At 56.4% G+C, this 19,843-nt stretch carries 17 protein-coding genes; 3 read left to right on the top strand and 14 right to left on the bottom strand.

Features of this window, described 5'->3' with window-relative positions; translation table 11 throughout:
* The first annotated feature begins 420 nt into the window (after positions 1–420).
* The gene (locus V7650_RS16105) at positions 421–765 is read left to right on the top strand and encodes a hypothetical protein (protein ID WP_335657233.1); all 345 of its coding nucleotides are present in this window, start codon (positions 421–423) and stop codon (positions 763–765) included.
* A gap of 43 nt (positions 766–808) precedes the next feature.
* On the opposite strand, the gene V7650_RS16100 is transcribed toward V7650_RS16105, so the two are convergent.
* The 11 genes from V7650_RS16100 to V7650_RS16050 all read right to left on the bottom strand — a co-directional run bounded on the left by V7650_RS16100 (position 809) and on the right by V7650_RS16050 (position 13,732).
* The gene (locus tag V7650_RS16100) at positions 809–1,900 is read right to left on the bottom strand and encodes a zinc-dependent alcohol dehydrogenase (protein ID WP_335657232.1); all 1,092 of its coding nucleotides are present in this window, start codon (positions 1,898–1,900) and stop codon (positions 809–811) included.
* 22 nt (positions 1,901–1,922) lie between these two features.
* Positions 1,923–3,530, bottom strand: a complete 1,608-nt coding sequence (locus V7650_RS16095) for an AMP-binding protein (RefSeq protein WP_335657231.1) — start codon at positions 3,528–3,530, stop codon at positions 1,923–1,925.
* Positions 3,531–3,620: 90 nt separating this feature from the next.
* A complete protein-coding gene (locus V7650_RS16090) occupies positions 3,621–4,922 on the bottom strand; it encodes an amidohydrolase family protein (protein WP_335657230.1) in 1,302 nt (433 codons plus the stop codon).
* A 252-nt stretch (positions 4,923–5,174) separates the two neighbouring features.
* Complete coding sequence (locus V7650_RS16085) at positions 5,175–5,990, bottom strand: SDR family oxidoreductase (protein WP_335657229.1); 816 nt, start codon at positions 5,988–5,990, stop codon at positions 5,175–5,177.
* Positions 5,987–6,847, bottom strand: coding sequence for an SDR family oxidoreductase (locus tag V7650_RS16080; RefSeq protein ID WP_335657228.1), 861 nt, complete (start codon positions 6,845–6,847; stop codon positions 5,987–5,989). The genes V7650_RS16085 and V7650_RS16080 overlap by 4 nt, the downstream gene beginning before the upstream one ends.
* Before the next feature lie 9 nt (positions 6,848–6,856).
* On the bottom strand, positions 6,857–7,723 hold the full coding sequence (locus tag V7650_RS16075; RefSeq protein ID WP_335657227.1) for an SDR family oxidoreductase: 867 nt from the start codon (positions 7,721–7,723) through the stop codon (positions 6,857–6,859).
* 2 nt (positions 7,724–7,725) lie between these two features.
* Entirely contained in the window at positions 7,726–8,505 is a 780-nt protein-coding gene (locus V7650_RS16070) for an enoyl-CoA hydratase/isomerase family protein (RefSeq protein ID WP_335657226.1), read from the bottom strand.
* Positions 8,506–8,553: 48 nt separating this feature from the next.
* Complete coding sequence (locus V7650_RS16065) at positions 8,554–9,831, bottom strand: hypothetical protein (protein WP_335657225.1); 1,278 nt, start codon at positions 9,829–9,831, stop codon at positions 8,554–8,556.
* 42 nt (positions 9,832–9,873) lie between these two features.
* Positions 9,874–11,397: a class I adenylate-forming enzyme family protein gene (locus V7650_RS16060; protein ID WP_335657224.1), complete on the bottom strand. Its 1,524-nt coding sequence runs from the start codon at positions 11,395–11,397 to the stop codon at positions 9,874–9,876.
* Positions 11,398–11,505: 108 nt separating this feature from the next.
* Positions 11,506–12,555: an acyl-CoA dehydrogenase family protein gene (locus tag V7650_RS16055; protein WP_335657223.1), complete on the bottom strand. Its 1,050-nt coding sequence runs from the start codon at positions 12,553–12,555 to the stop codon at positions 11,506–11,508.
* 1 nt (position 12,556) lies between these two features.
* On the bottom strand, positions 12,557–13,732 hold the full coding sequence (locus tag V7650_RS16050) for an acyl-CoA dehydrogenase family protein (RefSeq protein ID WP_335657222.1): 1,176 nt from the start codon (positions 13,730–13,732) through the stop codon (positions 12,557–12,559).
* A 225-nt stretch (positions 13,733–13,957) separates the two neighbouring features.
* Here V7650_RS16050 and V7650_RS16045 point away from each other — a divergent pair, with 225 nt between their 5' ends.
* Positions 13,958–16,228 carry an acyl-CoA dehydrogenase gene (locus V7650_RS16045; RefSeq protein ID WP_335657221.1) on the top strand — a complete coding sequence of 757 codons (2,271 nt, stop codon included), beginning with the start codon at positions 13,958–13,960 and terminating at the stop codon, positions 16,226–16,228.
* Positions 16,225–16,986 carry an SDR family NAD(P)-dependent oxidoreductase gene (locus V7650_RS16040; protein ID WP_335657220.1) on the top strand — a complete coding sequence of 254 codons (762 nt, stop codon included), beginning with the start codon at positions 16,225–16,227 and terminating at the stop codon, positions 16,984–16,986. The genes V7650_RS16045 and V7650_RS16040 overlap by 4 nt, the downstream gene beginning before the upstream one ends.
* A 73-nt stretch (positions 16,987–17,059) precedes the next feature.
* Here V7650_RS16040 and V7650_RS16035 read toward each other — a convergent pair whose 3' ends face one another.
* From V7650_RS16035 to V7650_RS16025, 3 genes are all read right to left on the bottom strand, one after another.
* Positions 17,060–17,872, bottom strand: a complete 813-nt coding sequence (locus tag V7650_RS16035; protein WP_335657219.1) for an enoyl-CoA hydratase-related protein — start codon at positions 17,870–17,872, stop codon at positions 17,060–17,062.
* Positions 17,873–17,877: 5 nt separating this feature from the next.
* Positions 17,878–18,981, bottom strand: coding sequence for a thiolase family protein (locus V7650_RS16030; RefSeq protein ID WP_335657218.1), 1,104 nt, complete (start codon positions 18,979–18,981; stop codon positions 17,878–17,880).
* 86 nt (positions 18,982–19,067) lie between these two features.
* Positions 19,068–19,745: a TetR/AcrR family transcriptional regulator gene (locus V7650_RS16025; protein WP_335657217.1), complete on the bottom strand. Its 678-nt coding sequence runs from the start codon at positions 19,743–19,745 to the stop codon at positions 19,068–19,070.
* Between the last annotated feature and the right edge of the window lie 98 nt (positions 19,746–19,843).

The following is a 19,843-nucleotide window of genomic DNA, read 5'->3' as shown; positions in this document are numbered from 1 at the left end:
TTGTCTTGCAGCGCATTTTGTTTTTCGGATTCCGGGGCACCGTCTCCAGTTGATCCGCTCCAGTCAAATATATGATGCCGTTTAAAAAAGCCATTGCAGAGGGGCATTCAAGTGATGGGTTAAAACTCGGCATTCATGCGCAATTGTCATCACTAAAAAATTCTCCACAGCATATAATACTTCATCAACGTCAATTGAAAATACTTCATCTTTCTGATATATAACATTTTAATTGATAAAGGAGCATAGCTCCGGGTCAACCAGTGATAGATCGGTGGACTTCAAACCCGCATCGGGGCACGAGATTTTGAAAGGCTGACTTTTTATTTGACCATAGAAATGTTGAGCAAAAATGAAGAGTTGTCGAAAATTCTTTAGATAGATAGAGTCCTGCAATATTTAGATTGGCAGATGAGTCTAATGACAAGACATATATTCATGGTGGTGACTAGACCGCCTCCGGGCGAGACCGAAGAATATGGCAAATGGTATGTCGAGCAACATATACCTCACGTTCTGGACGTCCCCGGTTTTGTCTCTGCGCAACGATTCCTGCTCGCCCCTGGACCGGATGAAACCTCCTCGGCTCTCCGCTATCTGGCAATCTATGAAATTGAGACGGACGACATCGCAACTGTTCTTGACGAGCTTGGCGCACGTGCAGGAAGCAATGCGATGCCACTGTATGCCGGTTCGGATGCAAAGATGGTTATGCGCCTCGTCGGCGAGGCAGTGACCCCTAAAATATTGCGTCCAGAATCATAGCTATTAAATGAATGGCTTCCATGTCAATGAGATCATTTCGAATTCATTGCTCTACGATGCTGATGTGCAGCGCCGCCTCATCCGGAACTTCACCAGCGAGAAGGTGCACGGCATGTTCCAGTTTGGCGAGCGGCAATGTATGTGTGTGTAGGCGTTCAACCGGGAAACGGCCACTCTCAATTACCCGGATCGCCTGCTGCGTGGCCCAGTGGCTCGATGACAACACCCCGACAAGCCGAATACGCTTCATCAACAACTGATCAAAAGGTAAATCGTTCATGGATTCGCCTTCCTTCAGGCCGCCCAGTATGATCGTACCGCCAACGCGCACTGCCATGATCGCATCGCGGACCGGGCCGAAAGCCCCGGGGGTGGTTTCGATAACAAGGTCTGTACCGCGACCTCCGGTCAGTGTCTTGACGGCATCGGGAACATCGCTGTCCTCAACCACCAGAGTGGCGGTCGCGCCAAGTTCCATGGCGATGTCGAGCTTGAACCTGTCACGGCATAGTCCGGTGACAATAATCTGGGAGGCACCCGCCTCGACAGCAGCGATTACCGAGGCCAGTCCGCGCTGCCCGCTACCAAGAATTAGCACTGTCTCGCCAACTTTAAGTCTACCCTGGTCGATCACCCAGTCATACCCCGCTGCCAGCGGGTTGAACAATAATGCGTCCTCAACCGAAAGACTGTCCGAGACTTTGTAAAGCCGGGTCCGCGGATCGATTTCCATCGCTTCGGCGAAACCGCCCCACAAGCCCGAGCCGACGTCGAGCGAGCGAAAGCCGTAATAAAAATTGTCCTGGCACGCGACACCGGCCATGCAACCGGTGCAAACACCACACGGTGCGATACCGTGAACCGCTACCCGGTCACCTTCTTTCAGACCCCACCGCGCTTTCGCTTCTGCGTCAAGCATTGCAATACGCCCGAGTGCTTCGTGGCCGGGAATGCAGGGGAAAGTCATCATTCCGCTGCGGGCCGTAATGCCTTCATACTGTTTTATATCGCTGCCACACATGCCGCAGCCTTCGACCGACAGAATCGCGCCGCCACGCGGTGGTGAGTCAGGGACATGCACATTGCGAATCTCGATTGTCCGGTCTGCGACCAGAATAGCGGCTTTGGCGTCCATCTACTGTGTTCCTCAGGCTATCTCAGCTCTTTTCCAACTCGAATCCCGCCGCTTCACGGTCCCAGGTTCCCGACGTACAGCCCTCGTCGCGCAGCACGTATTTCAGGATTCGGCCAACCGGATTACGGGGAAGCTCAGGCCGGAATTCAATGTAGCGCGGCACAGCAAAATACGGCACGCGCTCTGCGCACCATGAGCACATCTCCGGTTCGGTGGCCGAGCTGTCCGGTGACAGCACCAGGGTGACCTTAACATCGTCTTCGGCAGTTTCCGATAAAACCGAATGCACCGCAACGTCAGCGACATCCGGATGCTGGCGAAAAGTGTTTTCGAGCTCGAAGCTCGATATGTTTTCGCCCCGACGGCGGAGATAATCTTTTTTACGGTCGACGAAAAAGAAATATCCGTCCTCGTCAAACATACCGATGTCGCCAGAGTGAAGCCACAGATTCTTGAGTATCTTGAGCGTTTCCTCGGGACGTCCCCAATAGCCTTCGAACATCACATGAGGATGGCGCGGACGGATGACGATCTCGCCGGCAGTGCCCGGCGGCAATTCATTGTCATCGTCGTCTACTATCCTGACGTCGAAGTCATCATTGCGTTTGCCCGACGAGCCAGGCTTGGCATATTCATCATCATGCAGGCTGGTGACGGCACTGGCCTCGGTCAGTCCATAGACATTGGTACCGGCAACGGTGACCCCAAAGCGCTTTTTCCATTTGGCTTGCAGCTCGGCCGGAAATGGTGACCCGCGAATTGCACGCAATTGTCCGTAACAGCGTTTAGCCGCCTCGGTTTCCGGCTGGTCAGCGATGAAGCTGAGCATTGAGCCGAGCAAATTGCACAGAGTTGCGCCGCTACGCTCTATTTCCGGCCAAAAATTGGTCACCGAAAAGCGTGGATAGAGAACGCCGCGACTGAGTGTCATGGCCGACGCCAGCACTGTCGCAGCCAGCGCGTTCATGTGAAACAGCGGCAATGGCGACCAGCTAATATCATCGGCGGTCCGATTGCCATTTACCACGGCCTGACGCGAAAGATTGCAGATATAATTGTGACTGACAATACACCCCTTCGATGGCCCGGTAGTGCCACCGGTGTAAATCAGCATCGAGACATCGGAATAGCGGTTGGGATCAACAAGCGGAGTGTTGTCGGCGAGCACGTCGTCAAAGCGGCGTATGTCGAAGCCACTTATGGAAGGTGCTTCTTCGCCGCGCTGGATGACCGTGCGAAGCTGCGGCAGGCCATCATGGATAAGTTCGAGGCGCGCTGCATAAGACGGCTCCACGAATACCACCCCGACCCCGGCGTCGCTGAACTGATGACGCAGATATTCGCCTTTATAGGCGGCGTTGACAGGTACGTAGATTGCACCCAGTTTGTTCGCCGCAAACCAGATCAAGACGGCTTCAACACAAGTATCGAGTAAGGTTCCAACCCTGTCACCCTGCTTCACCCCAAGCGCAGCTAAACCATTGGCCAACTGGTTCGACCGCGCATCAATTTCGGCATAGTTGTATGTAATACCGCCGAAGTCGAGAAAAATCCGATCACCACCGTCGCGAACGGCGTTTGCCAGAATGCCGGTTACGGTTTGATTACGCGGAATATCGTTTGATGACATTATAGGACTTTCGACCGCAAGGTACGGCGATTGGAGTATATTGGAACCCGACGGGCGCATCGAGCATCGGTCCCCGGCACAATGTGTCGACTAAACCGTAGAAAGTATTTTCTTAATGTCGCCCGACGTGACTGGCTTGCCCGCTTCGTATTTCGGTTCCAGCCCTCCGAGAGAACCCGGAGCAGCCTCGTTCGTGTCAACTCCTTGCGCCGCAGCCTGCGCGCGTAGCGCGCCAACCGTGCAATTCTCACGGCCCATGATCGCGAAGGGATCGTAACTATAATCCCGCATAGCGTTCAGGTGCGTCATTTTGTCGACTTCGTCTTTGGGTATATTCTTGACCCCGCGCCACAGCCCCTCGGGTGAATTTGGCCACAGGCAATCCGAATGCGGATAGTCACACTCCCATGTTATATTGTCGATCCCGATATCATGCCGGTTCTTGACCCCAAAATCATCTTCTATGAAACAGGTTATAAAATGCTTGCGGAAAATATCGCTTGGCAATTCGCCGCCAAGATCGAGATTGGTCCATGCACTGTGCTGACGGACTGTCGTGTCCGCACGTTCGAGGAAATAGGGCACCCAGCCAATACCGCCTTCGGACAAGGCCATCTTAAGTGTCGGGTAACGCCTCCAGATTGAAGCGAACAGCCAGTCGGCCGCGCTATTGGCGATCGAGATCGGCATTGAAGTGATCCACGAACTGATCGGCGAAAGGTCTGATGCGTGCTCGGCATGAGCACCAGTGCCGATGTGACAGTTCAAAACTATTGCGCGATCAGCGCACAGCTTCCACAGTGGTTCCCATTGTTCGTCATGCAGACTGGGCAACCCAATTAGTGCAGGATTGTCTGGAAAGCTGATGCAGTGGACGCCAAGATCGGCCATTCGTTTAACTTCCGCCAATGTGAGACCTATGTCCCATAACGGCAAAATCGCCATCGGAATCAGGCGGGCCGGATATTTGCCGCACCAGTCGTGAACGTGCCAGTCGTTATAAGCCTGAATGGTTGCGAGCGCGAGACCCTTGTCCTGTTGCATGATAAAGCGCAGTCCGGCAAAGCCCGGAAACTGAGCGAAGTTAATCGAGCCAAGAACGCCGTTTGCGTTCATGTCGCCGATCCGTGCGTCGACGTCATAGGTGCCGGCACGAAGTTGCTCGAAAGAAGTCGGCTCATAGCCATATTCTTCCTTGGGGCGACCGACGACGGCATTTAGGCCGAGACCGGTGACCTTTTTCCCTTCGATCTCCCAGGCCTGACCATGTTCAGTGACCACAACCTTGGGTTCGCGCCCCTTGTACTTGGACGAAATATGCTTCTCGAACATGTCCGGGGGCTCGCAAATATGATCATCCACACTGACCAGTATCATGTCGTTCAATTCCATAATCTTCTCCAGTTCGTCATGGCCGCGCCACAGCTATAATTTATGACGACTATTCATATACAAATCGACGCAGCTCGCCAAGCGCGAACAAGGGCCGTGATACCATACGTGGGTACATATAGTCATATTCGATGAATAATCAAAATCTCCGAAATGAGAGAAACCAAGGATTTGCCTGATTTTTATGATGGATTGTCGAAAATAATATTCGCGATTTAATGCGTTTGATGCGATGTGACGCGATCATTCCGCCTAAACCTTACTGCTGCGTACCCATGTCCGGGGCGGCAGAAATGGTTCTCCACCGAGATTGGCCCGGAGCCCCTCCCCTCCGTCTATCCGCACCCGGGCACCAGCTATATAAGCTGCATAAGGGGATGTCAGATACAGCGCAGTCGCTGCCACCTCAGCGGCAGTTCCAAGGCGAGCGAGAGGAACGGTATCAACTTCATTGGTCCCCTGTCTGCCAGCGAGATCGGATACCGAGTTAATCGATCCCTCAATCAGGCTAACTTCAATCATGTTTACCCGGACATCATCGTTCAGCCATTCAACAGTCCAGCTTTTGACAAGGCTGGCAACCGACGAAGCGGCGGCAGATTCAAGTGAATTCCCCGCGGCGCCGTCAATCGCTTGGGCTGCAGCAAGCAACAGGATGTCGCCGCCATCACCGCGCGCAAAGCATCTGCGTGCGAACTCGCTTCCGGCAAGAAAAATACAGTCTACAATGTCGGCGTTGATTGCCCGCCACCGCTTCCAAGGAATATCCTCCGCTGCCGCACATCCCAAACCAACCCGATCAATAATCAGTCCATCAATCGGACCGAATGCCGCCTCGACCGTATTAAAAAGTGCCGATATGGCGGCAGGGTGCACTTTGGCTTTCGCGAGCGACATATCGCTGGGAACTTGCTCCAGTGCATCGCCACTCACCACCAGCTGCGCGCCGACCGCCCGGAAAGCCTTGGCAATTGCATAGGTGGTGGATCCAGGCTGGCCCAGAAGCAGAATGACCTTACCTGCAAATGTTCCTGCCGGTACCGGCAGATCTTGGAGCACTTGACTCATTGACCGAACCACAAGTCTTTACGCTCGCGCGGCGGAATGAATGGCGGTTTCAAAAGATCGCGCCGCAGCCAGTCGCCGCCGTCAACGACGAGGTTGAGTCCGGTTATATATCCGCCGAAGCGCGAACATAGAAATGCTGCGGCCCAACCAAGTTCCTGAGTCCGCAACGCCCGTCCTGCAGGTACCGTAAGTCCGCGCCGACCTTCGCGCTCGCGTGGGTCATTATTCGGGACACGGGAATGCGGATATGTACCAACGACTATGCTGTTAACCCGTATCTGATCACGTGCCCATTCAGTAGCAAGCGAAAGTGTAAGATTGAGCGTGCCTGCCTTGGCCGCAGCTGAGTGGGCGTCCCCGGGGAATCCAGTCCAGGCATATGACGCGAGATTGTTGACGATCGCCCCTGCGCGTCCGACACGGCACCGGCGGGCGTGAAATTCCTGACTGCAAAAAAAAGTGCCGTCGAGCGCAATCTGCGTAATCGCCCGCCACGCGTTGACATTCAGGTTTTCGGCAAGTGCGGGGAAATTGCTACCCGCATTGTTGAGAAGAAAATCTACCGGCCCGGCCGCTTCCTCGATCCGGGTGAACATTTCGGTGACCTGATTACGTTGGCGGACATCACATTGTGCAGTGAAGACCTCCGCACCAAGCCCGCGTAGTTCGGCAGCTCCCTCCGCTAGTGTTTCCTCGTTTCGGCTGGCTATTGCGATCCGGGCTCCGCAAAGAGCAAAGCCCCGCGCCATCGCCAGCCCTACGCCGCTCCCGCCGCCGGTGACAAGCACGACCTTCCCTGCAAATTCGTCTGCCGGAAGCATCGGATCGGCGGCTGGGGGCGGTTCGCGCAATGTCATCAGATCGGGTTAATCTCTGGGAGTCCGCGCCCATTCGCGTACCGGCACGAAGTCGGGTGCACTCGACGCTCGGTGGCGCAGCCAGTTGGCACCATCGACCACCAGCGTATGGCCGGTAATATAAGAAGCAAACGGCGAGCAAAGAAAGGCCGCCGACCAGCCAAGCTCTTGCAAGCGCCCAACGCGGCCTGCGGGCATTTGCCCCGCGCGCTTGTCCTCCCCAGACCAGTCGCCCTTCATGTGCGCGGCGGTATCTTCGTGCGGGAAATAACCGGGAGCTAGACAGTTGACACGAACCTGATCCACCGCCCATTCAACTCCCAAGGTTTGGGTGAGATTGATAACGCCCGCTTTAGCCGCAGCCGAATGCGCGGAACCGGGACCGCCGGTCCAGGCAAATGTCGCGCCAATATTCAAAATCGCCCCCGCGCCGCCAGCCGCAAGACGGCGCCGGTGAAATTCCTTCGAGCAAAAGAATGTGCCATCGAGCACAATCTGGGTTACCGCCCGCCAGCCATTGGGCGAGATGTCCTCCGCCGGGGCCATGAACCTGCCCGCAGCGTTATTGACCAACACGGTCACCGGACCCAAAAGCCGCTCGGCTTCGTCAAACATCGCGGATATCTGATCGGGATCGCGAATATCGACGGCGAAACCTATTGCTTTTCCGCCAAGTTCTTCTACTGCCGCAATTCCCGAGGCACGATGGTCCGCATTGCGGCTTGCGATCACAATGCCCGCACCCATTCTAGCGAATGCGCAGGCCATCGCCTTGCCGAGTCCCGTCCCGCCACCAGTGATTATTACCACATCATCCTTGAACGTATCGGCGGCCATGAACGGGTGGTCCGCTGCGAACGGTTCTTTGAGCGCCATTGTTAAAGTCCCTTGAAAATGGGTGTGCGCTTCTCCTTGCGCGCGGTACGGGCTTCCTGCCTGTCCTCGGTTTTATAGAGCATGCTGATCGCGATCAATTCCTCACGGATACCCCGGTGTATCTGGTCACCGTGAAGCCCGTCGACCAATTGCTTTGCGACCGCAACATGAATCGGCGGACGCGCCGCAATCTTGCGAGCAATCTCCATTGCCCGCTCGTCGAGGTCCGCGTCAGGAACGACAAAATCCAGTAGCCCCCACGCAAGCGCCTGCGCCGCGTCAATACGCTCCCCGGTCATCAACATATATTTGGCCCGGGAAGGTCCCGCCAGTGATGCTGTGATGACGGAACCCCCGCCGTCAGTAATGATCCCGTGATCGATCTCGGGGAGCGACAATTGCGCGGTTTCCGATCCAACGCGGATGTCACATTGCAGTGCGAGTTCGCAGCCGCCGCCAATCGCGTAACCGCGCACCGCCGCAATCGTCGGTTTCTGGCTGTCCAGCAACTGAATTTTTCGCTGCTGGCTACGCGAAACATGTGCAAAATCGCTCACTCCCGCAGCCCGGACTCCGAGCACCGCAGTATCGCGGCCGGTGGTAAACGAACTGCCCTCGCCTCGAAACAGAATCACTCGTACATCACCGTCTTCCAAAGCGGCAGTGACTGCCTCGCCAAAGGCAGCGCTCATGGCATCATCCATGGCGTTGTGACGATCGGGACGATTAAAGCTGATCACGCCCACGCCGTCGCGGGTTTCGGTTCGAATTGTATCACTCATTGGTTGGTTTCCCCGCCAATATTGGCTGAACGGTCGCTCGCCTCCATCTCAGTTTTGCCGTGACCGAGCAGCGGCCTCGGCCATCATATTGGCTCCGCGAGCCATCAGTTCGCGCGGTGGCTCAGGCAGGACAACCGCGCCATGCTCGCGCGATGGCAACAGCACTTCAGCAGTGCCTCGCGTAGTGATGTCGCCGCGCTGATTGGCTGCCTCCAACGTGATTTCTACCACACATTGCCCGTCGTCAACGCGTTTGTCGGTCACCTTGCCCGAAACGACGTGGAAATCGCCAATAAAGTTGAACTGGCGCAGTTCAACCTTGAACTTACTGAGCCAGCCATCATCGCCCATCCAGTTGGTAAGGATATGTGAAAGCCAGGCAAAGCGCATGATGGCATAGTCATATCCGCTCGGCAGGCCAAGATCCTGCGCGCGGCTATCGTCCCAGTGGACGCGCTGCTGTACCTGAGGGACTCCCCATTTGTCGGGGGTGTAGAAAGGTGCGATCTTCTGCCGGGCTTTGTACCCGTAGCGCAGCGGTCCAATGTCGTAACCGTCGGCCATGCCGGTCGCAATATGCCGGCTGATCAGGTCAACCATGGTCAGCGGCCCCTTGGCGACCGGCGTCAGTTCCTCGCCAACCTCGACGTCCTCGTAAAAGCGCGGGACCGCGCCGCGGCGCTGTTCGGCGGCGTAGGTTTCGTCAATTCTGGCAATATCGTCGGGCGTGTAACTGTGCCGGCTAACCGAACTATATTTGCCCTTCTCCTTCGAGCCGCCGCGCTCGGCGTTGACCAGCGAAAGATCGCGCGTCGCAAGCGGCACGCCCGCCTGATCGACATAAAGCGAGCGGTAGCTGTCAATGACGCTGCGGCCGCCTGAAAAACTCGACTTCTTCACCTCGATGGCCGAGGTTATATATTCCTCATATGCCACTTCGCCTGGAAAAATCGGCTTGTAGAAGGACCAGGTCGTTGAGGCGAGATATTTACCTATGCCGCGGAATAGACCACGAAACAGCGGCTTGATCTCAGGTGGGTAGGCAGGGCATTCGTTGATTCCCATCGTCTGAATGAACAGCGGATGCGCGACTTGTCCTCGCCACCTCGTTGTCTTGCCATATGCCTCGTCGTGCCAGAGCGGATTGTCGTCGCCGACCAATCCGAACGCGAAGTGCCGCATGGCGTCGCTCGTCGCGGTGACATTGAAAGTCGGGACGTAACGGCGCTGCGGAATGCCGATCTGTTTCCGTGCACGTTTAATATCTTCGTCAGTAATCTTGGAATCGATGTCACGGGGTGTAGTGTCCTCGGGAGCGCTGGCCATTATTCAATCTCCTGTTAAGCGCGAGTCAAATGCTCGCAATAGTTACGAAAAATCATATGAGTCCTTGAAGCGCGCGCGTAATGCGGGCCGGTCGATTTTTAACGACAACGTGCGCGGTAACGCATCGACCATCTCGAAGGCTACCGGTGCCATATAGGCAGCAGCATTTTCGCGGACAAACGCCCTGAGCTCATCAGGGCCGGGTTTCGGCTGGCCGTGAACTGTTTCAACAAACGCGACCGGAACCTCACCCAACCGCTTGTCCTTGACGGCGAGTACGCCAGCTTCACGGACCGCCGGATGAAGCCGCAAGATTTCCGCGACCTTGTCGGGCAACACCTTGAATCCACCACGGTTAATTGCTTCGTCCGCGCGCCCATGAAGATAAAGGAAACCTTCCTTGTCGAGCGATGCAAGATCGGTGGTGCGCACCCAGTCAGGTCCCGCACGCGGAGACTTAAGATTCATGATCCCGATTTCACCCGCCTGCAGTTCCGCGCCGCTTTCAATATCGGTTACACGCACCTCCATATCGGGCCGCGCACGTCCGACCGAGCCGCGCTTGGACTCGCCGAATTCCTTGTGATCAGCGAGCGACCATCCGGCAATTCCACCCATGAATTCGGAGGCACCAAGCTCGACTAGCACTGGAACGTTGAAGCGCTCTTCAAACCGCCGTTGAGTTTCCGGGTCCAGCGCGGCGGTACCGCAGCGGATTGCGATCAAACTCTGAATCTTGCCCGGCTCGACATCGGCCTCGAGGACCATCGTTATCATCGACGGGACCAGACTTGCGGCCTTGGTCCCGGTCCTCTCGACAGCATCGGCCCAAGCATGGGGTTCGAACTTTTCGTGAAGATCAATCGGGCGTGCCTGGTTGAGCGCAAGCAACGCGCCCCACATGCCGCCCGAGTGCGAGAACGTTGTCAGCAAAATCGAAGGTGAGCGTTTGACCTTGAGTTCTCCTGCCTCGCCCCCTTTTTCCGAGCGCGCGCCGAGTTCGACCGCCTTGGAAAAGGTTTCAGCGGAAACCTGAATTCGCTTCGGTTCGCCAGTCGTGCCGCTGGTCAGCCGCTCAATGACTATATCGTCGCCCAGGTGACGAAAAGGACCCGGTCCGAGTTTTGCCGCCGGATCGAGCGGACGAACGGGTGGGCTTCCCCCCGCCTCAAGCACCAGTCCGATCGCTCCGATCTCTTTCAATGCTTCGCGCACTTCTGGCGTAAAATCACGCTCGACCCCAACCAGAGCCGCCATTTTCAGTTCGCGCAATTGCTCGGCCGCCCTGGCGGTAGGCTGGTGCGGGTTGATTGGTGAGACACAATAGCTCCCCTTGATCAGCCCGATCAACGCCCCGATCAGTGCCGGATCATTGCGCGCCAGCCAGCCAACTGCCGCTTGGTTATAGATACCCGCGAGTTCCAGTTCTGCGATAATCCCGTCGGCAATCGCGCCAAGATCGCGCCAGCTATGCTCGCTGTCGCCGAAGCGCACGGCGATGCTTTCTGGCTCGAGTGTCGGCAATCGGCCAAAATGTGCGGCGATCTCTTCAGTCTTACGGATCACATCGATGCTCCTTAAATTCCATTGTTATACTTTCGAAGTCACGTAAGTTGTGCGGTGCCCAATGGAACCCCACAAGGGAGAATGCAGCCGATACTCATGCGAATCCGCCTAAGTTACCCGCAGCGGCGAATCTGCGGACAGCAGACGCTTCTTGAGCAGCGCGCTCGATCCCGCAATCAAATCAAACATGTGAGCGCGCTTTACGAACAAATGGGCGTGGTGCTCACGGGTAAAACCGATCCCGCCGTGATTCTGGATATTGACAGCCGCATTGCGTGAGGCCGCATCACTCGCAATAATTTTTGCTGCCATGACTTGGAATCCGGCATCGCTCGAGCGACTTTCCTCGCTTAGAGCTGCAAACAGCGTCAGGCTCCAAGCGGCAGACGATCGCGTCAACATGTCTGCACAGCGGTGCTTGACTGACTGAAATGCACCAATTGGCTGACCAAATTGTTCACGTATTTTCACATATGCGACAGAACTTTCCTGTGCCGCTTCGGCTATTCCGACCAGATAGGCAGACGCCAGCAATCGTGCCCGTCTAACCAACGACGCATCACTGCAATGATGTGATCCATTAAGATTGCCAAGCTGCGCACGCTCGAGCGTCACACTTGGATCGATCGCGACTATCGCCCGCCGTTCCTTCCAGTCCGCCCGCGGAACAAGACACGCTGAAGATTCCGCTACAACCAAGACCCAGTCTGCCGGAGCACCATCAAGAATGTAAAACTCGCTGCCGGTCAAGTTCCCGTCAGAGGTGACGGCGACAGCCGGAGCAACAGCAATCGAACCGGTTTGAAGCGATTGCGCAAATTCGGCCGCGACCGCCTGCTCGTTCGGACGAGCGACAAGATGGACCGCAAGCATTGTGGCTATAATTCCCGGCGACACCAGAAACCGGCCGAACTCGCGTGCCACCAAGACTTCCTCGACCAGACTATAGCCAACTCCCCCCTGTTCCTCGCTAAGACCAAGTCCCAACACACCTAGTTCACCTATTTCGGACAATGCGGTATAGTCTTGGTTTGCCTCTGCTTCTGCGTTTGCATCCTGCGTCGCGACCAACCTTTCAACTGGCAACCTATCGGCCAGAAATCCGGCAACCGAATCAATGATCTGCACCTGTTCGGACGAGGGCTGGAGGTCAATCATGTCAGCGCGCTCCGCGCGGCAGGCCAAGCACGCGTTCACTGATAATATTACGCTGCACGTCCGACGTACCGCCGCCGATCGTCGCAGCGAACGACCGCAGATAAGCAAAGGTCAACCCTTCATCGGCAGAAAGTTCGAGCACTTCGGCGCCAAGGATGTCGGCCGACAACCGCCTCAGACGCTGCGATGCTTCGGAGAAAAACAGTTTGACAAGTGAACCTTCCGGTCCAGGATTGCCATGTCCAGCGCGCGAAATCGTCGCATAGGTCATGGCGCGAACTGCCGCCATCTCGGCGCGCAGCATGGCGAGCCGACTGCCTATGTCCCCGTCATCAGCCATGCAGCCCTGGCCATCCCCGGAACGTCTTTCACGAGCGAGCACGATTAGCTGCTCAACCAGTTCGGAGTTCTGGATCTGGTCAGCGATGAACCCTGTACCACGCTCGAATCCCAGAGTGGAATTTGCAATGGCCCAGCCATGATTAAACTCTCCGACAACATTGGATATCGGGATACGTACATCGTTGTAAAACACTTGCGCGAAATGATGGTCATCGGGCGCGATCATGGTCGCGATTGGTCGCACTTCAATCCCGGGCAGCTTCATATCACAGATCACCCAACTGATTCCGTCCTGCTTGCGTCCGCCCGAATCAGTACGAACAAGCAATTCTTGGAAATCAGCGTGCGAGGCATAGCTGGTCCAGATTTTTGAGCCCGTCACGACGAGGTGATCGCCGTCAACAATCGCACGGGTCGAAAGTGCCGCGAGGTCAGACCCGGCACCTGGCTCCGAGAAACCCTGACACCAAACCGTGCGACCATCAAGTATCCGTGGCAGATGGAACGCCCTTTGTTCTTGACTGCCATGCGCGATGAGCGTCGGCCCGGCATGACTGAGACCGACGAAACATGCGCCCGCTCGTGGGGCCCGTGCACGGGCATATTCTTCATGCCAGATCAGCTGCTCCATCAGACTTGCACCGCGGCCACCAAATTCGCGCGGCCAGGATATACCCGCCCAGCCACCTTCAAACTGGGTCCGCTGCCAGGCAAGATCAAATTCGCGCATCGCCTGCCCTGAATAGGGACGCTGTTCCTTTGGTCGGTGGGCCAAAAGCCAGTCGCGCACCTCAGCACGGAAATCCTGTTCTTGGGCGGTAAACTCGATATGCATGGAACTTCCAGACAGATTATGCTCGCTGGGGACAAATGTCTTTCGCTGTTAATGACCTGACCATTTGTCCTTAGTCGAGGCTTATCGGCCGGCCGAAGCCGCGCTTATGTGTTTTTGCACGTGAAAACACGATATAACGACTTGGACGGAATGGCGCTCAAACGCGATGACGCGATCAGAATTCTTTAATTCCGCGCAAAGCGGGGAGCAAGGGAGATTGCATCAGTGTTAACTTCGGAACAGGAGGAAATCGGCCGCACCGTGCGACGGCTATTCGTCGACCGGTCTGCCGCGCGGCAGGCCATTGAGGGCGACATTGCGATAGACCAATCATTGTGGAACAAGCTGGCTGAACTTGGGCTGCTTGGCATTGCGCTTCCCGAAGATCTTGGTGGCGTTGGACTCGGCTTGGCCGAAGAATGCGTGATCGTCGAAGCGCTGGCCGAGTTCGTTGCGCCGGTGCCAATTGTCTCGACCTATCTCGCTGCGCATATTCTCGCCGAAGGGAACACAGCTACGGCGAATCGCCTTGCCGAAAAGTTGGCCAGCGGTTCGAGCATGATTGGAGTCGCACTGTCGGCACAAGGCGGTCTGCCCGACATTCAGGCGACTGGGCGCGACGGGGACAAAGCAGTGCTGAGCGGAACAATTTCCGACCTGTTCGAAGGCGCGTGCGCAAAAGTCTTGCTTGTCCATACCGACAGAACATGGTGGGCGATCGACATCGAGCAGCAGGGCGTTGTTCTCGATGGGATCGTTAGCCTTGATGCGAGTCATAGCATGGCCAGTCTCAAGCTGGATTCGGTGGATGCAGAAGCGGTGGGAAATATTGATACTGACGAAGTTATCGCGCTGGCGCGTACTTTGATTGCTGCCGAGGCGCTTGGCGTGGGTACGGCGGCGCTCGAAATGACACGTCAATATATGCTCCAGCGCCACCAGTTCGGGCAACCCATCGGCAGATTTCAGGCTGTCAAACAGAAGCTCGCGGAATGCCTTATACGGATGGAGGGAGCGCGCTCGACGATCTGGGGCGCGGTACGCTCGGTGCGTAATGGTATTCCCGCTGCTGACGCCGCGCGGCTTGCCAAAGCCGAAGCGACTGCAGCCGCCATGTTCTGTACGGCAGAGGGCGTGCAGCTTCACGGCGCAATCGGCTGTACTTGGGAGCATGACATCCACTTGCTAATGCGGCGAGCCAAACACTGTCAACTCAGCCTCGGCTCACCCGCAGCAAATCTTCAGGCACTTGGAGAGACCGCTCTTGCCGATGCGGCGAGTGGCGAGCGCCGAAATGAGGATGGCGATCTCGGCTTTGTTCCGAGTGACGAGGACGAGGCGTTTATCGCCGAATTTCGTAACTGGCTCGACAAGAATGCGCCGAGGGAACGGATCGACGAGCTTCGACGGAGTGATCCGGCTGCCAGACGTGCATGGCAGTCGGAACTCGCCCAAGCGGGCTGGGTCGGCCTGCATTGGGCGAAGGAGGCGGGCGGCCGCGAGGCAAGCTTTACCCAACAGGTGCTCTATTATAGCGAAATGGTAAGCAGAAGGCTCCCCGCACTTCCCGGCAATCGCGGGCTGATGCTGGTTGGACCGACACTGATAGCGCATGGTTCGGACGAACAGAAGGCCCTGCTCGAACCGACCCGCCGGGCCGATATCCTGTGGGCCGGCGGATTCTCGGAGCGTGGGGCGGGTTCCGATCTCGCATCGCTGCGTACCCGAGGTTTGGTCGATGGCGATCAACTGGTAATAAATGGTCATAAGATATGGACTTCCCAGGCCCAGGACGCGGACTGGATGTACGCGCTGATCCGGACCGGTCCTACCGAACCAAAACATGACGGAATCAGCGTTGTCTTGATCCCCATGAACAGCAAGGGTCTACAGGTCTGTCCGATCCGCCGGAACAATGGCGATTTTCACTTTAACGAAGTCTTCTTCGACGAAGTTCGTGTACCGCTTTCCAATGTCGTCGGACCGATGGGGGAAGGCTGGCGCGTCAATCGCACAACAATGGTTGGCGAACATTTGACCAACTTCCTCGGGTCGCAAGCGGCACAGGCTTCAACGCTCGCTCGCATTGCGAAACAGATCGTCAAACGCGAGGAAATGTTTGGCCGGGACAGCGACCTGCGCCGCCGGTTCGCCGAGGCTTGGGCCGCGACTCAAATCGTCAAGCTACACGGCCTGCGAAATGTGGCCCGCTTCACACATGGCGAAACGCCAGGAGCCGAAACGTCAATTTCAAAGTTGGTTGGGCAGGAAAATGAGAAAAATCTGTTCGAATTGATGATTGACGTTCTCGGAAGCGAAGGGCTTGCCGACAGTATCTGGACACGCGCCTATCTTTCGACGCGCGCCTCGACAATCGGCGGCGGCACCAGTGAAATCCATCGCAACAAACTCGCTGAACGTGTGCTCGGCATGCCGCGCGATCCCTGGGCCGACGAAGAGCCGACACCGAAACCGACGGACGCGGACGCTGCATGAACAGCGGGGAGTTCGACCGAAAAGTTGTTTTTGTCACTGGAGGCGCGCGCGGAATTGGCCTTGCCATTGCCGGGCGGCTTGGCAGTGAAGGCGCATCAATTGTCATTGCCGATAACGATAGCGACGCAGGTGCAGAGGCAGTTGTCGGCCTGACTGAGAATGGCATTTTGGCGACTTCAGTACAGTGTGACGTCGCCAATGAAGACGAGGTCAAAACCGCGGTCGGTCATGCAGCGGACCGCTTTGGCGGGATCGATATACTCATCAATAATGCCGGCAAGCATCTACTTGAATATGCCGTGGCGCCCAGTGCGCTTCCACCTTCAAAATGGCGCATCATGCTTGAGGTCAATATCCTGGGGGCGGTCAACAGTGCTGCGGCATGTCGTCCACTCATGGCAGCGCGCGGTGGTGGCGTGATCATCAACATGGCCTCGACGGCAGGCCTCGTCGGAAATACGGCATATGGCGTATCGAAGCTTGCGGTGCGCGGGCTGACCGTGGGACTGGCGCAGGAATTTGCGACCGATTCGATCCGGGTATGCGGCGTCGCTCCAGGCCTTGTCGACAGTCCTGCGGCAATGGCGGAAATACCAGCTGGGCGGCGAGCGGAATTTGTCAGCAAGCTACAGCTTGTTCAACGCCCCGGCGAAATGAAGGATGTCGCAAGTCTCGTCCGCTTTTTATGTTCGGACGAGGCCGCATTCATCACCGGGGAAACGATGGTGGTGAGCGGCGGGTATCCCCTTCATCTTTGAAGGTAGGGTGCCACGCTGGTACTATTATCAAAACACTTGAGATCGATATTGATTCGATCAAAATCGGTCAACTCTAGCGCCCAAGAAATTCCGGCTTTCGCTTTTCGCGCCGGGCGACCATCGCCTCTTTGATATCCTCGGTTTTTGTGCAGCGAATCATCGCAGCGGCTTCACGCTCTATATTTTCGACCAGCGTGCCCGACACCGCAGCACGGATGTTGCGCTTCATGAGACGCAATGCAACTGGCGGGCCTTCGCTCAAGGCGCGGGCAAAAGCCAGCCCCTCCTCTTGTAAGCTTGCAGCCGGTACAACTCTGTTGACCAGCCCCCACGCAAGAGCTTCCTCGGCACCGACCCGGCCGGATAGAAACATCAGTTCGGACGCCCGGCTTGGACCGACCAGGCGGGTGAGAAAATAAGTCGCGCCATGGTCACCTGAAAGGCCCACTTTGGAATAAGCGGTGGTCAGCATCGCATCGTTGGCGGCAACGCGCATATCGCACGCCAGCGCCAGTGCCAGCCCCGCGCCCGCAGCCGCGCCATTGATCAGTGCGATGGTCGGCTTTGGCATCTCATGCAGCAGCCGATTGGCTTCAGCGTGATGGAGCATGTGATCGATGCGAGCCTCCTGCGTGAGACGCTCGCGGCTGCCGCCGCCAAGATCACCGCCAGAACAAAAGCCGCGTCCTGCACCGGTAACCGCTACAGCACGGACTTCCGGATCAATCGCCGCTGCATTTATCTGAACGAACAAAGCCTCATGCAATTCCGGCGAAAGCGCATTGAGGCGATCAGGGCGATTGAGCGTGAGAAGCAGAAGATGCCCGTGCCGTTCAGCCAGCAAGACGGATGATTTCTCGGCACTACTGCTTGGTATATCTTCCATGCCGTCTAATGCCGAGCCAACAAAAGGCAACCTGCGAGCGGGCCACCTCCTGCGGCTGCCACGCCTACTTCGGGATTACCCGGCACCTGTCTTTCACCCGCTTCGCCCCAAAGTTGCAGGCATGATTCCCAGAGCAGCCCATAGCCGTGCATCCGGCCCATAGACAGCTGTCCACCGCCCGTGTTGAGAGGTAACTCACCGTCGCGTGCTATGCGGTGCCCGCCCTGAACAAACGGGCCACTTTCCCCGCGCTTGCAAAATCCGATTGCCTCCAACCAAATCAGCGTCTGGATGCTGAACCCGTCATAGAGATTGGCGACATCGACATCAGCCGGTTTGAGATCGGTGTGCTTCCAAAGCTGTTCTCCTGCTTCAAGCGCAGCCATACCGGAAAGCGGTTCATACTGGTCCCAGCTGTTGCGCCCGTACGCCACACCGCTCATCGCCTCGAATCGCAAGGGTGGCTTACGCAGGTCTTTCGCTGCATCGAATCGCGAAACTATGATCACCGTCGCCGCGTCAGTCGGCGCATCGCAGTCAAACAAACCCAACGGGTCGCTGATCATGCGGGCGTTGAAATAATCGTCCATCGTCATTGGATCACGATAACTGGCTCGGGGATTCAGCATCGCGTTCCGCCGCGCATTCACTGCGACCCAGCCAAGCTGTTCCTTGGTGGTACCAAATTCATGCATATGTCGTTTGGCCATCATTGCCTGCGAATTTACCGGCGACAGGGCATTAAATGGCCGTTGCCAGACATATGGTCCACTGATCCGTGGAGCCTCCCCTTCGATCGGCGGGGCTTTACGTCGCCGCTGGATCGCCGAATATTCCTCCAACGTACGGTAGCACAAAACGTGCCGGGCCTGACCACTTACCACCGCTGCGACCGCATTGATGATCGAGCTGAACTGGCCGGGGCCCTCACCCACACCGAGATACCAATTAAGATCTATACCTAGCGTTTCCTTAAGCTCAATCACGCCAATCGGGGCCATTCCCGCCGATGGCGAACTCGATGGCCATGTCGTGATGCCATCAATGTCAGAAAGCTTCAATCCGGCGTCAGCGAGCGCTTCATCGACGGCATCCAGCATTAAATCCATGACCGGTCGCGGGTTAGCGCGACCGGGAGCGGATAATCCAACCCCGGTTATTGCCGCGTGCGATCCATGTGATCCGATAACCATTTTCAGGACAAATCCGTATTTGAAGCAGTGGGCCGGATAAATCCACAAATCATGAACACCGAGGCATCAATCAGTTTACGCCGGGTCAGGTAGCTAGTCGCGGGCTGGATACGGACAATCGCTGCTAACCGCTCCATCAGCCCCATGATCAGCGCGGCTACTGCACCAGACTCGACCTTTGATGCGAGCAAATCGCTACCCCGCAACTCGTCAACTTTCTTTTCGAGAGCATCGAGCGTGGGCGCGAGCATACGCGCACGAGCTTCGCGAAAACGTGGCTCACCTTCGTCAGCAGCAAGGTTGCGAGTTCGTAGGATGGCAAAATGTTCGTCCCAGAACTCGATGTATTTCTTGACGAATATCTTAATCTCTCGCTCGAGGTTTTCGGGTGTGAGATTCAACACAATGAGTTCAATTTTGGGCAACTCTTTCTCAATCTCGGCGATCGCGGCGAGCACGGCTTCTTCGACATCGGCGAAATAGATATAAAATGTCGATGGAGCAACTGCAGCAGTATTGGTGATATCCGCGATCTTGATCGCGCGTAGAGGTTTTTTGTCGAGCAGACGCGCCGTTGCCCTACAAAGCTTACCGTGGGTAATTTCACTCTTCTTTCGCTTCGACCGCTGATTAGTGTTGCGACCACGAATCGGTACACCGTTATCTTCGTCATCTATCATGACCCGTTGTCCCTTATAATTTTCCACGGCCCTGCACTCTCTTAATCCCGATCTATTACTACCGGGAGCCAATAATCTCTGGTCGGTAACTAGTGATC

The sequence above is a fragment of the Parasphingorhabdus sp. genome (genome assembly GCF_036964565.1).
GTDB lineage: Bacteria > Pseudomonadota > Alphaproteobacteria > Sphingomonadales > Sphingomonadaceae > Parasphingorhabdus.
The sequence above is the reverse complement of the archived record's forward strand: the minus strand, read 5'-3'. Positions and strand labels throughout refer to the sequence as shown.